Origin of the sequence: Pseudomonas monteilii (genome assembly GCA_001534745.1) — a bacterium.
GTDB classification, from domain to species: domain Bacteria; phylum Pseudomonadota; class Gammaproteobacteria; order Pseudomonadales; family Pseudomonadaceae; genus Aquipseudomonas; species Aquipseudomonas alabamensis.
In genome coordinates, this window is the sequence record CP013997.1 from 394,737 (window position 1) to 410,298 (window position 15,562).

Here is a 15,562-nt window from a genome sequence, read left to right on the forward strand (position 1 = left end):
CCTGCCGGCGCACCGCCGGCCGCTCCACCTGCCCGACCCATTGCTGCTTGCCACGAGGCTGACCCATGACCCGCGACGAATTCCTGCGCCTGGCCGCTGCCGGCTACAACCGCATTCCCCTGGCCTTCGAGACCCTGGCCGACTTCGACACGCCGCTGTCGATCTACCTGAAACTGGCTGACCAACCCAACACCTACCTGCTCGAGTCCGTCCAGGGCGGAGAGAAGTGGGGGCGTTATTCGATGATCGGTCTGCCGTCGCGCACGGTGCTGCGGGTGCACGATCACCAGGTCAGCATCCTGCAGGACGGGGTGCAGGTCGAGAGTCATGACGTCGAGGACCCGCTGGCGTTCGTCGAACAGTTCAAGGACCGCTACAAGGTCGCCGACATTCCGGGCCTGCCGCGCTTCAATGGCGGGCTAGTCGGGTACTTCGGCTATGACTGCGTGCGTTACGTGGAAACACGTCTGGGCCCATGCCCCAACCCCGATCCGCTCGGTGTGCCGGACATCCTGCTGATGGTCTCCGACGCGGTCGTGGTGTTCGACAACCTGGCCGGCAAGATGCACGCGATCGTGCTGGTCGATCCGGCCCAGGACGAGGCCTTCGAGGCAGGGCAGGCGCGTTTGCAGGCCTTGCTGGCCACGCTGCGCGAACCGATCCTGCCGCGCCGTGGCCTCGACCTGGGCGGGCCGCAGGCCGCCGAGCCGGCGTTCCGCTCCAGCTTCACCCGCGAGGACTACGAGCGCGCCGTCGATACCATCAAGGAATACATCCTGGCCGGCGACTGCATGCAGGTGGTGCCGTCCCAGCGCATGTCGATCGACTTCCAGGCGGCGCCCATCGACCTGTATCGGGCCCTGCGGGCGTTCAACCCCACGCCGTACATGTACTTCTTCAACTTCGGCGACTTCCATGTCGTGGGCAGCTCGCCGGAAGTGCTGGTGCGGGTGGAAGACAACCTGGTCACGGTTCGCCCGATCGCCGGCACCCGGCCACGGGGCGCGACCGAGGAAGCCGACCGCGCGCTGGAGCAGGACCTGCTGTCCGACGAGAAGGAAATCGCCGAGCACCTGATGCTCATCGACCTGGGCCGCAACGACACCGGCCGCGTGTCCCAGACCGGTAGCGTGCGCCTGACCGAGAAGATGGTGATCGAGCGCTACTCCAACGTGATGCACATCGTGTCCAACGTCACCGGGCAGTTGCGCGAGGACCTGACGGCCATGGACGCCCTGCGCGCCATCCTGCCGGCCGGCACCTTGTCGGGGGCGCCGAAGATCCGTGCCATGGAGATCATCGACGAGCTGGAGCCGGTCAAGCGTGGTGTGTATGGCGGCGCGGTCGGTTATTTTGCCTGGAACGGCAACATGGACACCGCGATCGCCATTCGTACCGCGGTGATCAAGGACGGCGAGCTGCACGTGCAGGCCGGTGGAGGCATCGTCGCCGACTCGGTGCCGGCGCTGGAGTGGGAAGAAACCATCAACAAGCGTCGCGCCATGTTCCGGGCCGTGGCGCTTGCCGAGCAGTCCACGCGCAAGGCGTGACCGCTGTCCGTCATGCGAAGGGGCTGAGCCCCCGTCGCATGACGGATCTCCATGGACCGCGTCAGAAGTCCAGGCTGAGGGCCAGGTTCACCCCTTGCTGGGTAAGCTCGCCCTGTTTGCGCCAGTCGTAGTGCGCGCCTAGACGCACGCCCGACACCACCTCATGGTCGATGCCCAGGCTGGCCCGCGTCAGCTGGCTGTCCGGGGCATGGCCGGCCAGGGTGAAACGGTTGCCCGGCAGACGCTTGAGGTTTAGCGTCACCGCCTGCGTCTCGTCTTCGAACTCATGTTCCCGTGCCACCTCGGCGAACAGCCGCGTGCGAGGCGTCAGGTTCAGGCCGGCTTGCAGGCCGGCGCCCAGGCGTTTCGAGGTGCGCGTCTGTGTCTCGACGTCGAGGGCCGTGGAGCGGTCGCTGCGCTCGCCGTACCCCGCGACACGGACCCGGGCGTAATCAGCGCTGAGGAACGGCGACAGTTGCCAGGGGCTGGTCTCGGGCATGAGGTTCACGCCCAGACGGCCCATCGCGGCCCAGGCCCGGCCGTCGGTGTCGCCGTGCTCGGTACGCTGGCCGACGCCCAGGGCGAAGGTCCGCTTCAGGTCGTCGTAGTCTAGATGACCGGCCGTGAGGGCGGCGTCGGCCCACCAGCGGTCGTGGGCGTACTGGGCGAAGGCCGTCGCCAGGTAGCTGCGCAGCCGGTAGCGCGAATCCTGCGCACCGAGTTCCAGCGACTGTCGCCCTGCGCCACCGGCCACGCCCAGCCGCCAGTCCTCGTTCACGCGGTAGCTGCCGCCCACGGTCAATTGATAGCCACGACCGTCTCCGCTGGCGGCGCTGCGCTGACCGTCGATGTCCAGGTCCTGCCCACTGGCGGCCACGATCGCCTGCCAGTGCCCCGTTGCTTGCCAGGGTGCCCGCCATTGGCTGCGCAGGGCATCCTGGTGAGCCGCCAGACTGCCCAGTGCCATGTCGGGCAGCAGCGACAGTTCCCAGGGGGCCGAGAGGATCGAGTAGGCGTAATCGGCGATCAGGCGCTGGCCTGCCGTGGTTGGGTGCACGGCGTCATTGAACAGCAGGCGCTCAGGGTCGGGTGTCGGCCCATCGACGCCGTAGACCGGGTTCTGTCGGCAGCCGTTGCCGCTGTAGCAGGTGCCGACCAGATTCTGGTCGGTGGCCAGGCCGAACGCGGCCGGGTCGCTGATGGCTTCTTGCAGCAGCGCTGGCACGTTGAGCGGGATGATCTGCGCGTCGATCTGCCCCAGTTGCCCGACCAGTGCCTGGTTGAACACTCCGGACAGTTGGGACAGCGCGCCTTGCAGAGGCGAGCCGCTGAACGTGGGCGTCTGCCCCAGGTCAGGCAGCAGCCAGACCATGATGTAGCGGGCGCCACCTTGTTGCAGGGCCTGGACGCTGCCCGCCAGGCGAGACGCGGCGGCCACCGCGCCCGCCGGGCTGGTGACCCAGCCTTGCAGGAAGTCGTTGCCGCCCCCGGTCAGGTAGTACAGCGCGTTGGGGTCTGCCCTGCGCCCATTGGCCAGGTAGCCTGGCCGTTGCCGGTCGATGCCGGCTTGCGGGCTTTGCACGGAGGAGGTGCCGATGATCGAGTCGAGGATCTGGTCGGTCCGATAGCCGCCGACCGCCCAGTTGTCGCCATCCGGCCGGCCCAGGGCAGGGCTGAGTGGCGAGGTGGACGGCAGCAGGGCCGTCGGCGCGATCCCCAGTTGTTGACCCAGCAGGGTCGGTGAGACCTGCCCGTAGGCGCCGTCCGGACCGCGGTTGGTGAAGCGCAGGCCATCGGGCAGGTGCTGGGCATCGGGAAACTGCCCTGCGTCGCTCAGGCTATCACCGAACACGATCATGCCCGAGTAAGGCGTTGGGGCGGCCAGGGCGGGCCCCGCCGACAGAATGAGCGTGCCGAGCAGCGCGCGCAGGAAAGGGGGAGTGCGCATGGGGCGGTCCTTGTTATTGGAGTTGTGAGGGAACGATAGCCGACCGTGGAAAAACGGCCGCTGGACCCGTCGCATGCTGGTGCACTCGGTTTTCTCCGGGATAGGAGACGCTTCCCAAGTTAGGTTAGGAAATTTCCCAACTCACCCATCGTGCAAGCCGATGGACAAACCGGCTTGCATCGGGCTCAAAACCGCTGCCAACGGGCGCGACGGCGACCGATCCAGCACAGACGTCATCGCCCGATGCGGTGCAGATCCGACGCCTTTGAACAGGCGAGAAAACCTCGGAAAAAGGGGTCGACGCTCGCTTCGGCGCAACGCTATACTCGGGCCACATTTCACGCAGGCCATGGCATCGCGCCATGCCCGCACACCCTCGATGGTTAGGTAGCATGACCTGTCACGCAGCGACTTCATTCACCCGTTGGTGGCGCTTCCTCTAGGAAGCGGCAAGTCGTTGCGGTTTGAAACCGGACCCTGCCGCCGTCATCGGCCAGCAGGTTTCAGATTCCAGACAGCTCACCGGTACGGCGGCTCCAACCCCCAGGAGAACGCCCCATGCCGATTCACCGTTCCATGCCCTACACGACAATCCCCGCACGTGCTGCCAGCCGTGTGTGGCTTGCCCTGCGCGCTGCATGGCGCCGGGTGGTCGACACAGGTCCGCGGCAGGTCGCTGCCCCAGGGTTTTTCTCTCATCGACTCGAGTGCACAGGTGCCCCATGCTGCTGATGATCGACAACTACGACTCCTTCACCTACAACGTGGTGCAGTACCTGGGCGAGCTGGGGGCCGAGGTCAAGGTCATCCGCAACGATGAGCTGACCCTCGCCGAGATCGAGGCCCTGGCCCCGGAGCGCATCGTCGTCTCTCCCGGCCCCTGCACCCCGAGCGAAGCCGGGATTTCCCTCGAAGCCATCCGGCATTTTGCCGGCAAGCTGCCGATCCTGGGCGTCTGCCTGGGCCATCAGTCCATCGGCCAGGCGTTCGGGGGTGACGTGGTGCGTGCCCGACAAGTGATGCATGGCAAGACCAGCCCCGTCCATCATCGCGACCTGGGCGTGTTCGCCGAACTGGCCAACCCGGTCACCGTGACGCGCTACCACTCGCTGGTGGTCAAGCGCGAGACCTTGCCCGAGTGCCTGGAAGTCACGGCCTGGACGGCGCACGACGATGGCTCGGTGGACGAGATCATGGGCCTGCGCCACAAGACCCTGAACGTCGAAGGCGTGCAGTTCCACCCCGAATCGATCCTGACCGAACAAGGCCACGAGCTGTTCGCCAACTTCCTCAAGCAGACCGGCGGACAGCGCTAAGGACAGACCATGGATATCAAGAGTGCATTGAGCCGCATCGTCGGCCAGCTGGACCTGTCGACCGACGAAATGCGCGATGTCATGCGCCAGATCATGACGGGCCAGTGCAGTGACGCGCAGATCGGCGCCTTTCTCATGGCCATGCGCATGAAGAGCGAGAGCATCGACGAGATCGTCGGGGCGGTGTCGGTGATGCGCGAGCTGGCCGACAAGGTCGAACTGGTCAACCCCGAAGGCGTGGTCGACATCGTCGGTACCGGTGGCGACGGCGCCAACATCTTCAACGTGTCCACGGCATCGGCCTTCGTGCTGGCCGCGGCAGGCTGCCCCGTGGCCAAGCATGGCAACCGCGCGGTGTCCGGCAAGAGCGGCAGCGCCGACCTGCTGGAAGCCGCCGGCATCTACCTCAACCTCACCCCCGTTCAGGTGGCGCGCTGCGTCGATGCCCTGGGCATCGGTTTCATGTTCGCCCAGGGCCACCATTCGGCGATGAAGCACGCGGCCGGCCCGCGCCGTGACCTGGGGCTGCGCACCCTGTTCAACATGCTGGGCCCGCTTACGAATCCGGCCGGCGTGCGCCATCAGGTCGTCGGCGTGTTCAGCCAGGCCTTGTGCAGACCACTCGCCGAAGTGCTGCAGCGCATGGGCAGCAAGCATGTGCTGGTGGTGCACTCCAAGGATGGTCTGGACGAGTTCAGCCTGGCGGCGCCAACGTTCGTCGCCGAACTGAACAAGGGCGAGATCTCCGAATACTGGGTCGAGCCTGAAGACCTGGGCATCAAGAGCCAGAGCCTGCATGGCCTGGCGGTGGACGGTCCGCAGGCATCCCTGGCGCTGATCCGCGATGCCCTGGGCCGGCGCAAGACCGAAGAAGGACAGAAGGCTGCCGAAATGATCGTGCTCAATGCGGGTGCCGCGCTGTACGCGGCCGACCATGCCATGAGTCTCAAGTCGGGGGTCGACCTGGCGCACGACGTCCTGCACACCGGGCTGGCCTGGGAGAAAGTGCAGGAGCTGGGCGCCTTTACCGCGGTATTCAAGCAGGAGAACGAGGCATGAGCGTACCGACGGTGTTGGAGAACATTCTGGCGCGCAAGGTCGAGGAAGTGGCCGAGCGCCGCCGCCGGGTCGGTCTGGACGAACTCGAGCGACTGGCTGCCGCGGCCGATGCGCCGCGGGGTTTTGCCAGGGCGCTGATCGAGCAGGCCGGGCAGAAGAAGCCGGCGGTGATTGCCGAGATCAAGAAGGCCTCGCCGAGCAAGGGCGTGATCCGCGAGCAGTTCGAACCGGCCGAGATCGCGGTCAGCTACGAGAAGGGGGGCGCGACCTGCCTGTCGGTGCTGACCGACATCGATTTCTTCCAGGGCGCCGATGCGTACTTGCAGCAAGCGCGCGCGGCCTGTGCCCTGCCGGTCATTCGCAAGGATTTCTTGATCGACCCTTACCAGGTGGTGGAAGCCCGTGCGCTGGGTGCCGACTGCATCTTGCTGATCGTATCGGCGCTGGACGACGTGCGCATGGCCGAACTGGCCGCCACGGCCAAGCAGGTTGGCCTGGACGTGCTGGTGGAAGTGCACGATGGCCATGAGCTGGAGCGTGCGCTGGCTACGCTGGACACGCCGTTGATCGGAGTGAACAACCGTAACCTGCACACCTTCGAGGTCAGCCTGGAAACCACGCTGGACCTGCTGCCGAGGATTCCGCGCGACCGTCTGGCGATCACCGAGAGCGGCGTGCTCAACCGCGCCGACGTCGACCTGATGAAGATCAACGAGGTGTATGCCTTCCTGGTCGGCGAGGCGTTCATGCGGGCCGAGTTGCCAGGGCAGGAGTTGCAGCGTCTGTTCTTCCCCGAACTGCCGGTGCAGGGCTCGGGCGGCGCGCTGGACTGAGTCTGGCGGCTACGTCGAACGACAGGGATTGTGGAGGCCGCACGGCGGCATGGACGAGGAGGCGCGATGACGGACGGTGTGTTGAACCTCGAGGTGGAGCAAGGTCTGCAGGCTGAGCAGGCCTTGCTGACGGAGGTGTGCCAGGGGCAGCGCGAATCCGGCCTGCTAGTCTGGCGGCCCACCGACCGTGCGCTGGTCATGCCCCGGCGCATGAGCCGTCTGGAGGGCTTCGAGAGCGCCAGCCGGCAGCTCGCCGACGCGGGGTGGCCGATCCTGCTCCGCGAGACCGGGGGCGAACCCGTGCCGCAATCGTCAGCGACGGTCAACCTGGCGCTGGTCTATGGGGCGCCGCGCAGCGAAGGCGATCATGGCCGTATCGAGCGGGCCTACGAGCGTCTGTGCCTCCCCTTGTGCGAGCTGCTCGGCGTGTGGGGCGTGGACACGTCGCTGGGCGAGGTGGAAGGCGCCTTCTGCGATGGCCGCTACAACGTCAATATCCAGGGGCGCAAGTGGGTCGGCACGGCCCAGCGCTGGCGCCAGGGGCTGGGTGGCAAGCGGCCGGTCGTGCTGGTCCATGGCGCCTTGCTGCTCGAGGATGAGCGCGTCTCGATGATTCAGGCCGTGAACCGCTTCAACACCTGTTGCGCCCTGGAGCAGCGGTGCCAGGTCGAGAGCCATATCGCCTTGAGCGAGGTGGTGCCGGATGCGCCCTGGGCGCGCGACTTCGTCCGCGTGTACCAGGACGTGCTCCATGCCTTGCCCAGCGAGTGATCCGGTGGGTGTCAGCGTGCGCCCAGCACGACCATGGTCTTGCCCTTGACCTGGACCAGGTTGCGCTCCTCGAGATCCTTGAGGACACGTCCGACCATCTCTCGGGAGCAACCGACGATGCGGCCGATCTCCTGACGCGTCACCTTGATCTGCATGCCCTCCGGGTGGGTCATGGCGTCAGGCTGCTGGCACAGCTCCAGCAGGCAGCGCGCCACACGCCCGGTCACGTCGAGGAATGCCAGGTCGCCGACCTTGCGCGTGGTGTTGCGTAACCGTTGCGCCATCTGTGCGCCCAGGGCATACAGGATCTGCGGGTCCTCGTGGGCCAGTTCGCGAAATTTCTCGTAGCTGATTTCCGCAATTTCGCAGTCGGTCTTGCTGCGCACCCAGGCGCTTCGTTGGCAGGCCTGTTCCTCGGGGCCGAACAGGCCTAGCTCGCCGAAGAAGTCGCCGGCATTGAGGTAGGCGATGATCATTTCATGCCCGTCGTCGTCTTCGATCAGGATGGTGACCGAACCCTTGATGATGAAGGACAGGCTATCGGCCGTGTCTCCGGCGCTGATGAGGTTGCTTTTGGCCGCATGGCGGCGGCGCTGACAATGCGCCAGCAACTTGTCGATGTTCTTGATTCGAGGAGCCAAGGCTGAGGCGACCATCACGGAATCCTGTCCACGCGTGCACGAAGGGTTTGATCGGTTGTTTGACGGCGAGCCGCCAGCGAATTGGCGCCAGCTTATCAGACCGTTTGTCGCACGTCGGCAGGCAAGCGGAGCGACTTTATCGTTTCCAAGCGAACCGACAGCGTCTAAGCTGAGGACCTTTTGTCAGTCAGGAGTCAGGAACAATGAAGGCGCGTATCCAGTGGGCCGGCGAGGCCATGTTCCTTGGTGAATCAGGCAGCGGGCACGTGGTCGTCATGGACGGCCCACCCGAGGCCGGGGGGCGGAACCTGGGCGTGCGTCCGATGGAAATGCTTTTGCTGGGCCTGGGCGGCTGCAGCAGTTTCGACATCGTGAGCATCCTGAAGAAGTCACGTCAGCGCGTGGAAAGCTGCGAGGCGTTCCTGGACGCCGATCGGGCCGACGAAGAGCCAAAAGTCTTCACTCGCATCCACATGAATTTCGTGGTCAAGGGGCGTGGGCTGAAAGAAGCCCAGGTCAAGCGCGCCGTGGAGTTGTCGGCGGAGAAGTATTGCTCGGCCTCCATCATGCTCGAGCGTGCGGGCGTGGAAGTCACCCACGGCTACGAGATCGTCGAGCTGGACTGACAGGCGCGGGCCTGGGGATGCGCCGCATCCCCGGGCCACGGCATCAGATACGGTAGGTACTCTTGGTCATGACCTTGGCCAGCAGGCTCATGCCGAAGCGTACCGGAGCGGGGAAGCGGTAGCCGCCGGCATCGAGCGCGGACTCAGCGTGGTGCGCTTCGTCGGTCAGCATCTGTTCGAGAATCGCGCGGGACTTTTCGTCCTCGGTGGGCAGCTGCGCCAGGTGCTCATCCAGGTGCTTGCACACTTGCCGCTCGGTCGCGGCGACGAACCCCAGGCTGACCTTGTCGCTGACCAGCCCGGCAAAGGCGCCAATGCCGAACGACATGCCGTAGAACAGCGGGTTGAGGACACTGGGGTGACTGTTGAGCTGGCGAATGCGCTGCTCGCACCAGGCCAGGTGATCGATCTCTTCTTCGGCGGCGTGCTCCATGGCCTTGCGGACCTGCGGCAGTTTCGCCGTCAGCGCCTGCCCTTGGTACAGCGCCTGGGCGCAGACTTCGCCGGTGTGGTTGATGCGCATAAGACCGGCAACGTGCCGGGCCTGAGGCTCGTCCAGCTGGACGTCGGGCTTGACGACGGCGGGAGAGGGACGGGACGGTTGGCCGCTGAAGGGCAGCAGCGTGCGCAGGGCGGTATCGGCCTGCAGCAGCACGCGGTCGAGCGGCGAGTAGTGACGTTCGGTAGCCATCGGGCACCTCCGCAAGAGTGTGCCCGACAGTGTACCTCAATCGCCGGGTACGGGCGTGCGCAGGATCAGCCCGGCGGCCAGTTCATCTGGCGCTGGCCGAGCACGTGCAGATGGATGTGGTAGACCGTCTGGCCACCCAGTTCATTGCAGTTCATGACGACGCGGAAACCGTCCTCGCAACCCAGTTCCTTGGCCAGGCGCTGCGCCGTGAACAGGATGTGGCCGGCCAGGAGCTTGTCGTCTTCCTGCAGGTCGTTGAGGGTGCGGATGGGCTTTTTCGGGATGACCAGAAAGTGCACCGGGGCCTGCGGGGCAATGTCGTGAAAGGCCAGGACCTGGTCGTCCTCGTAGATGATCTTGGCCGGGATTTCCCGGTTGATGATCTTGGTGAAGAGAGTCTCCACAGTACGTCTCCATGGTGAGGGTCGCGCCGAGTGTAACCAGCGTGACCGCCTGCGCCCAGCGCTATTCGATACCCAGCGGTCGATAGCGCTGGTGGATGACGCCTGCCAGCTTGCGGGTCAGCCAGCGGGGCAGCAGGCGCGGTGCCAGCGCCAGCCAGCGATAGCGATCGTCCGGCTGGATCAGTGCGCGGTTCTTGTCCAGCGCCCGCACCGTATACAGGGCGACTTCTTCGGCGCTCAGGCAGCGGCGCCTGCCTTCCAGCCGTGGAATGCGCCGCCGTGGTGATTGGACCGGGCCAGGGCAGAGCACCGAGACCTGGATGCCGATCCGCTTGAGTTCCTCGCGCAGGGCCTCGGAAAAGCTCAGGACATAGGCCTTGCTGGCCGCGTAGCCCGCCATCCACGGACCGGGCGCATGGGCCGCCAGGGCCGCCACGTTGAGGATCTGCCCTCCGCCGTGCAGCGCCATGAGGTTGCCCACGGCGTGGCACAGGCGCGTCAGGGTCATGATGTTGACTTCGAGCAGGTCCTGCTCGTCGGCCCACTCCTGTGCCAGGAATGGCCCATAGGAACGCAGACCCGCGCAGTTGACCAGCAGGTCGACCCGGTGCTCGCCTTCTTCCAGCTCGAGCACGAAACCCGATACGCGCAGCGGTTCGCTCAGGTCACAGGCACGGAACAGCACCTCGACGCCGAACCGCTGGGTCAGTTCGAGGGCGATGGGCTCCAGGGCTTCGCGGTGGCGTGCCACCAGAATGAGGTTGCGCCCGCGCCGTGCCAAGGCCTCGGCCAGGGCCAGGCCCAGGCCACTGGAGGCGCCGGTGATCATGGCGTAACGGGTCATGCGCGGCTCCTGGGCGGCGAAAAGAGCGCCAGTGTACCGCGAGGCCAGGGGAGGCGCTGGCTTTTGCGCAGCACCTGAAGGCAGGAACGGGCGATGCCGGTGCGCCCGGCGCCCGACGACGGATCAGAACGGCTTGACGACCACCAGGATGACCACGGCCAGCAGCACGAGCACGGGCACTTCGTTAAACCAGCGGTAGTAGACGTGGCTGCGTCGGTTCTCACCCAGGGCGAAGCGTTTGCGTTGTGCGCCGCAGATGTGGTGGTAACCGGTCAGCAGCAGCACCAGCGTCAGTTTCGCATGCATCCAACCCTGGCTCAGGAAGCCTGGGTTGAGCACCAGCAGCCAGATGCCGAACACGTAGGTGGCAATCATGGCGGGGTTCATGATGCCCCGGTACAGCTTGCGCTCCATGATGGCGAAGCGTTCCTGGCTGACGCTGTCGGTGCTTTGGGCATGGTAGACGAACAGCCGGGGCAGGTAGAACAGCCCGGCGAACCAGCACACCATGCTGACGATATGCAGCGCCTTGATCCATAAATAGAGCATCGTTGGTTTCCTCGAGGGTTTTCACGGTGGTCAGATAGTAGAGAGCAACGGCCATCAGAGCCATCACAACGGTTGTGAGCAGGCGTGCGCATCCCTATCATCGTGGCTTTACAGTCGGTTCGTTGAGAGGGACACGCGTCATGATCAAGGTCGGTATCGTCGGCGGCACGGGCTACACCGGTGTCGAACTGCTGCGTCTGCTGGCGCAGCATCCACAGGCCGACGTGGTGGTCATCACCTCGCGTTCGGAAGCCGGTTTGCCGGTCGAGGACATGTACCCCAATCTGCGAGGCCACTACGACGGCTTGAAGTTCAGCGTACCGGACACCAAAACCCTGGCGGCGTGCGATGTGGTCTTCTTCGCCACACCCCATGGGGTCGCCCATGCCCTGGCCGGTGAGCTGCTGGATGCCGGCACCCGGATCATCGACCTGTCCGCCGATTTTCGTCTGCAGGACGCCGTCGAATGGGAAAAATGGTACGGCCAGCCCCATGGTGCACCCGATCAACTGCCGGGGGCGGTCTACGGCCTGCCTGAAGTCAATCGCGAGAAGATTCGCCAGGCGCGCCTGATCGCGGTGCCAGGCTGCTACCCGACCGCCACGCAGCTGGGTTTCCTGCCGCTGCTGGAATCCGGCCTGGCCGACCCGATGCGCCTGATCGCCGACTGCAAGTCCGGCGTCAGTGGTGCAGGGCGCGGGGCGGCGGTCGGCTCGCTGTTCTGCGAGGCGGGCGAGAGCATGAAAGCCTACGCGGTCAAAGGGCATCGCCACCTGCCCGAAATCAGCCAAGGTTTGCGGCTGGCCGCAGGAGGCGAGATCGGCCTGACCTTCGTGCCGCACCTGACCCCGATGATTCGCGGTATCCACGCCACCCTGTATGCGACCGTGGCCGACACGTCGGTCGATCTGCAGGCGCTGTTCGAGAAACGCTATGCCGACGAGCCGTTCGTCGATGTGATGCCGGCGGGTAGCCATCCGGAGACGCGCAGCGTACGGGGCGCCAACATGTGCCGTATTGCGGTTCACCGTCCACAAGGGGGTGATCTGGTCGTGGTGCTGTCGGTGATCGACAACCTGGTCAAGGGGGCGTCTGGGCAGGCTGTGCAGAACCTGAACATCCTCTTCGGGCTGGACGAGCGCCTGGGTCTGGCCCATGCGGGCATGCTGCCCTAGTCCATTAGGGGGCGTGAGCTGCAAGCTACAAGCTACAAGCTACAAGCTACAAGCTACAAGTAAGAGCAAGAGCAGATCAGCGAAGCGCCGCGATCTGCTTCTACTTGAAGCTTGAAGCTTGAAGCTCGAAGCTTGCCACTCACGCCCCCCATAGTTGACCAATTTTCTAGGAGAAGCGGATAATGCACGCCATCACGTGTTATGGCGGCATTGCGCCGGGAGAGTCTGATGAGTGTCGAAACCTTCACCCCTACCATCCTGGAGTTCACCGAAGGGGCCGCGCACAAGGTCAAGACCTTGGTGACCGAGGAAGGCAACGATCGTCTCAAGTTGCGCGTCTTCGTCACGGGTGGCGGTTGCTCGGGCTTCCAGTACGGCTTCACGTTCGATGAGGATGTGGCCGATGACGATACCGTGGTCGAGCGCGAGGGCGTGGCGCTGGTGGTCGATCCCATGAGCTTCCAGTACCTGGCAGGCGCCCAGGTGGATTACCAGGAAGGCCTGGAAGGCTCGCGGTTCATCATCAAGAACCCGAATGCCACCACCACCTGCGGGTGTGGTTCGTCCTTCTCGATCTGAGTGGGCGCCTGAAACCAGAACGCCGCGCGATTGCGCGGCGTTTTGCTGTCTGCGTTCCGGGTATCGGCCTCAGGCAGGGTAGATGGCGCCCAGCACGCGTAGCCCCCGTGCTGCCGTCACGCTCGGACGGTTGGCCGGGATACCTTCCAGGCAGCAGTGGGCGAGCCAGGCGAATGCCATGGCTTCCATCCAATCCGGATCTACACCTTGCGCGGCGGTACTGGCAACGTTCACCCCTGGCAGGAGATGGGCCAGGCGCTGCATCAGCGCACCATTGCGTGCACCACCGCCACAGACCAGAACCCTCTGGCAGTGGGGCTGTGCCTGAAGCAACGCATCGACGATGCTGCGCGCGGTAAGCTCCAGCAGGGTCGCCTGCACGTCGTGGTCCGCGAGCGGGCCTTGAGCGGCCAGATGGTTGTCCAGCCACGGCAGGTTGAAGACTTCGCGCCCCGTGCTCTTGGGGCCATTCCCCGCAAAGAAAGGCGCTGCCAGCAAGGCATCGAGCAAGGGTTGCGACAAGCGCCCGCTGGCGGCCCATCGACCGTCGGCGTCGAAGGGCTGGCCCTGAATGCGCTCGATCCAGGCATCCAGCAGCACATTGCCGGGGCCGCAGTCGAAGCCCCGCACGGGCATGTCGGGTTCGACCAGGCTGAGGTTGCTGAAGCCGCCGACGTTCAGGACGGCAAGGGGTTGCTTGAGGTCGGCGAACAATGCTTCGTGGAAGGCTGGCACCAACGGCGCACCTTGGCCGCCCGCCGCCACATCGCGGCGTCTGAAATCGCTGACGACCGTGATGCCGGTCCGCTCGGCTAGTAGGGCCGGGTTGCCGATCTGCACCGTGAAGCCACGCGCCGGTTCATGGCGGATGGTTTGCCCGTGGCTGCCGATGGCACGGATGTCCGCGGGCAATAAGCCTTGCTCGGCGAGCAGGGTGTTCACCCCGTCGGCTGCAAGGCTGGCCCAGTGGTTCTCGGCCAAAGCTGCGCGTGCCACTTCATCTGGCCCGCTGGCGCACAAGGCGAGCAGGGCCTGGCGAAGATCGCCTGGCATGGGCAGGTAGCGGCTGGCCAGCAGGCGAACGGATTCGCTCTGCTTCACCAGGGCAATGTCCAGCCCGTCCAGGCTGGTGCCGGACATCACCCCGATATAGAGCGCCATGGTCAGCGCTTGTTGGAGGCGAGCAGGGTGGCTTTTTCCTGATCCATGCGGGCGATCAGGGGTTTGCTCTGCTGCAGGAAGCGCTGGCGTTCGGCCTTGGCGATCGGGTCGGCCATGGGCACTTTCTGGCTCAGCGGGTCCACGTGAACGCCGTTGACCTGGAATTCATAGTGCAAGTGCGGGCCGGTGGACAGGCCCGTGGTGCCGATGTAGCCGATCACCTGGCCCTGTTTGACGGTGCTGCCGGTGGTGACGCCCTTGGCGAAGCCCTGCATGTGCCCGTAGAGCGTCTGGTAGGCGTTGCCATGCTTGATGATCACGGTGTTGCCGTAGCCGCCGCGACGTCCGGCCAGCAGCACCTTGCCATCGCCTGCCGCCTTGATCGGCGTGCCGCGTGGCGCCGCGTAGTCGACGCCCTTGTGGGCACGGATCTTGTTGAGGATCGGATGCTTGCGCCCGGCGGAGAAACGCGAACTGATGCGGGCGAAGTCTACCGGGGTGCGAATGAAGGCCTTGCGCAGGCTGTTGCCATCGGCGGTGTAGTAGCTGGTGTTGCCCTGCTTGTTGGTGTAGCGCACCGCGGTGTAGGTCTTGCCGCGGTTGGTGAAGCGGGCGGAGAGGATGTTGCCGGTGCCGACGACCTTGCCGTCCATGACCTTCTGCTCGTAGACCACGTCGAATTCGTCGCCAGGGCGGATGTCCTGGGCGAAGTCGATGTCGTAGCCCAGGACGCGGGCCATGTCCATGGTCATGCTGTGGGACAGACCGGCACGCTGCGCCGAAGCGGCCAGCGAGCTGTTGATCACGCCGTGGGCATAGGCCGTGCGTACCACGGGCTTGCTGATTTCGCGCTCGAAGGTGAACCCTTTGTCGGTGCGCGCCAGGCGGATGCTTTCGAGGTTGTTGACCTTGGTGTGCAGCAGGGCCAGGGCACCGTCCTTGTCGAATTCGAACTGCAGCACCTGGCCATGCTTGAGCTGGCTGAACTGCTTGGCCTGCTTGCTGCTGGCGAGCACGTCGTGAACCACGTTGGCGGGCAGGCCCACCTTGGCGAACAGCGTGGACAGCGTATCGCCCTTGGCGACCTTCACTTCCCGATGGCTCGGCAGGGCTTTGGCAGGGGCAGTGGCGGCCGTTTCTTCGGAGGGCTTGGCGGCCGCAGCCGGTGTGTCGATCTGGGCGAAGGGCGAAGCTTGCTGGTTGTTCGATTGCACGAGCGGCGCCGTGCGCGAATCGTCCTTGAGTTGCTCGACCGGGCTATCCAGTTCAAGGCTGAGGGTGGTCTTCTTGGCTTCCACGTCGCTGGTAGGAAAGACCAGAAGTGCCAGGCTGAGGAGGGCGGCGAGGCCGCTGGCGGCCAATAGATGGCTCTTCGGATAAAGCGGAGGCGCTTTAGGCGTGTCGTTGGTCATAGG

The 15,562-nt window shown here is 65.2% G+C and carries 16 protein-coding genes; 8 read left to right on the forward strand and 8 right to left on the reverse strand.

The window, feature by feature from the left end; genetic code table 11:
- Positions 1-65: 65 nt before the first annotated feature.
- Positions 66-1,550 (forward strand): anthranilate synthase, encoded by a 1,485-nt coding sequence (locus APT63_01740; GenBank protein AMA44440.1) that lies wholly within the window; start codon positions 66-68, stop codon positions 1,548-1,550.
- Between the two features lie 61 nt (positions 1,551-1,611).
- On the opposite strand, the gene APT63_01745 is transcribed toward APT63_01740, so the two are convergent.
- Positions 1,612-3,498 (reverse strand): autotransporter outer membrane beta-barrel domain-containing protein, encoded by a 1,887-nt coding sequence (locus APT63_01745; protein ID AMA44441.1) that lies wholly within the window; start codon positions 3,496-3,498, stop codon positions 1,612-1,614.
- 722 nt (positions 3,499-4,220) lie between these two features.
- Here APT63_01745 and APT63_01750 point away from each other — a divergent pair.
- From APT63_01750 to APT63_01765, 4 genes are all read left to right on the forward strand, one after another.
- The gene (locus tag APT63_01750) at positions 4,221-4,814 is read left to right on the forward strand and encodes an anthranilate synthase (GenBank protein AMA44442.1); all 594 of its coding nucleotides are present in this window, start codon (positions 4,221-4,223) and stop codon (positions 4,812-4,814) included.
- A gap of 9 nt (positions 4,815-4,823) precedes the next feature.
- A complete protein-coding gene (gene trpD, locus APT63_01755) occupies positions 4,824-5,873 on the forward strand; it encodes an anthranilate phosphoribosyltransferase (protein ID AMA44443.1) in 1,050 nt (349 codons plus the stop codon).
- A complete protein-coding gene (gene trpC / locus APT63_01760; GenBank protein AMA44444.1) occupies positions 5,870-6,706 on the forward strand; it encodes an indole-3-glycerol-phosphate synthase in 837 nt (278 codons plus the stop codon). The genes trpD and trpC overlap by 4 nt, the downstream gene beginning before the upstream one ends.
- A gap of 66 nt (positions 6,707-6,772) precedes the next feature.
- Complete coding sequence (locus APT63_01765) at positions 6,773-7,477, forward strand: lipoate--protein ligase (protein ID AMA44445.1); 705 nt, start codon at positions 6,773-6,775, stop codon at positions 7,475-7,477.
- A gap of 11 nt (positions 7,478-7,488) precedes the next feature.
- Here the strand turns inward: APT63_01765 and APT63_01770 are convergent, their stop codons facing one another.
- Entirely contained in the window at positions 7,489-8,133 is a 645-nt protein-coding gene (locus tag APT63_01770) for a cyclic AMP receptor protein (protein ID AMA44446.1), read from the reverse strand.
- Between the two features lie 188 nt (positions 8,134-8,321).
- On the opposite strand from APT63_01770, the gene APT63_01775 reads away from it, so the two are divergent.
- The gene (locus tag APT63_01775) at positions 8,322-8,744 is read left to right on the forward strand and encodes a peroxiredoxin (protein AMA44447.1); all 423 of its coding nucleotides are present in this window, start codon (positions 8,322-8,324) and stop codon (positions 8,742-8,744) included.
- Positions 8,745-8,787: 43 nt separating this feature from the next.
- Here APT63_01775 and APT63_01780 read toward each other — a convergent pair whose 3' ends face one another.
- The 4 genes from APT63_01780 to APT63_01795 form a co-directional block, all read right to left on the reverse strand.
- Positions 8,788-9,435, reverse strand: a complete 648-nt coding sequence (locus tag APT63_01780) for a 2-octaprenyl-3-methyl-6-methoxy-1,4-benzoquinol hydroxylase (protein AMA44448.1) — start codon at positions 9,433-9,435, stop codon at positions 8,788-8,790.
- 65 nt (positions 9,436-9,500) lie between these two features.
- Entirely contained in the window at positions 9,501-9,839 is a 339-nt protein-coding gene (locus tag APT63_01785; protein AMA44449.1) for a histidine triad nucleotide-binding protein, read from the reverse strand.
- 61 nt (positions 9,840-9,900) lie between these two features.
- Positions 9,901-10,683, reverse strand: a complete 783-nt coding sequence (locus APT63_01790; protein AMA44450.1) for a short-chain dehydrogenase — start codon at positions 10,681-10,683, stop codon at positions 9,901-9,903.
- A 123-nt stretch (positions 10,684-10,806) separates the two neighbouring features.
- Positions 10,807-11,232 carry a hypothetical protein gene (locus APT63_01795; protein AMA44451.1) on the reverse strand — a complete coding sequence of 142 codons (426 nt, stop codon included), beginning with the start codon at positions 11,230-11,232 and terminating at the stop codon, positions 10,807-10,809.
- A gap of 140 nt (positions 11,233-11,372) precedes the next feature.
- Here APT63_01795 and APT63_01800 point away from each other — a divergent pair, with 140 nt between their 5' ends.
- Both APT63_01800 and APT63_01805 read left to right on the forward strand, forming a co-directional pair.
- Entirely contained in the window at positions 11,373-12,407 is a 1,035-nt protein-coding gene (locus APT63_01800) for an N-acetyl-gamma-glutamyl-phosphate reductase (protein AMA44452.1), read from the forward strand.
- A 228-nt stretch (positions 12,408-12,635) separates the two neighbouring features.
- Positions 12,636-12,986 (forward strand): iron-sulfur cluster insertion protein ErpA, encoded by a 351-nt coding sequence (locus APT63_01805; protein ID AMA44453.1) that lies wholly within the window; start codon positions 12,636-12,638, stop codon positions 12,984-12,986.
- A gap of 69 nt (positions 12,987-13,055) precedes the next feature.
- Here the strand turns inward: APT63_01805 and APT63_01810 are convergent, their stop codons facing one another.
- Both APT63_01810 and APT63_01815 read right to left on the reverse strand, forming a co-directional pair.
- A complete protein-coding gene (locus tag APT63_01810; GenBank protein ID AMA44454.1) occupies positions 13,056-14,147 on the reverse strand; it encodes an anhydro-N-acetylmuramic acid kinase in 1,092 nt (363 codons plus the stop codon).
- A gap of 2 nt (positions 14,148-14,149) precedes the next feature.
- The gene (locus tag APT63_01815; GenBank protein ID AMA44455.1) at positions 14,150-15,559 is read right to left on the reverse strand and encodes a peptidase M23; all 1,410 of its coding nucleotides are present in this window, start codon (positions 15,557-15,559) and stop codon (positions 14,150-14,152) included.
- Positions 15,560-15,562 lie beyond the last annotated feature (3 nt).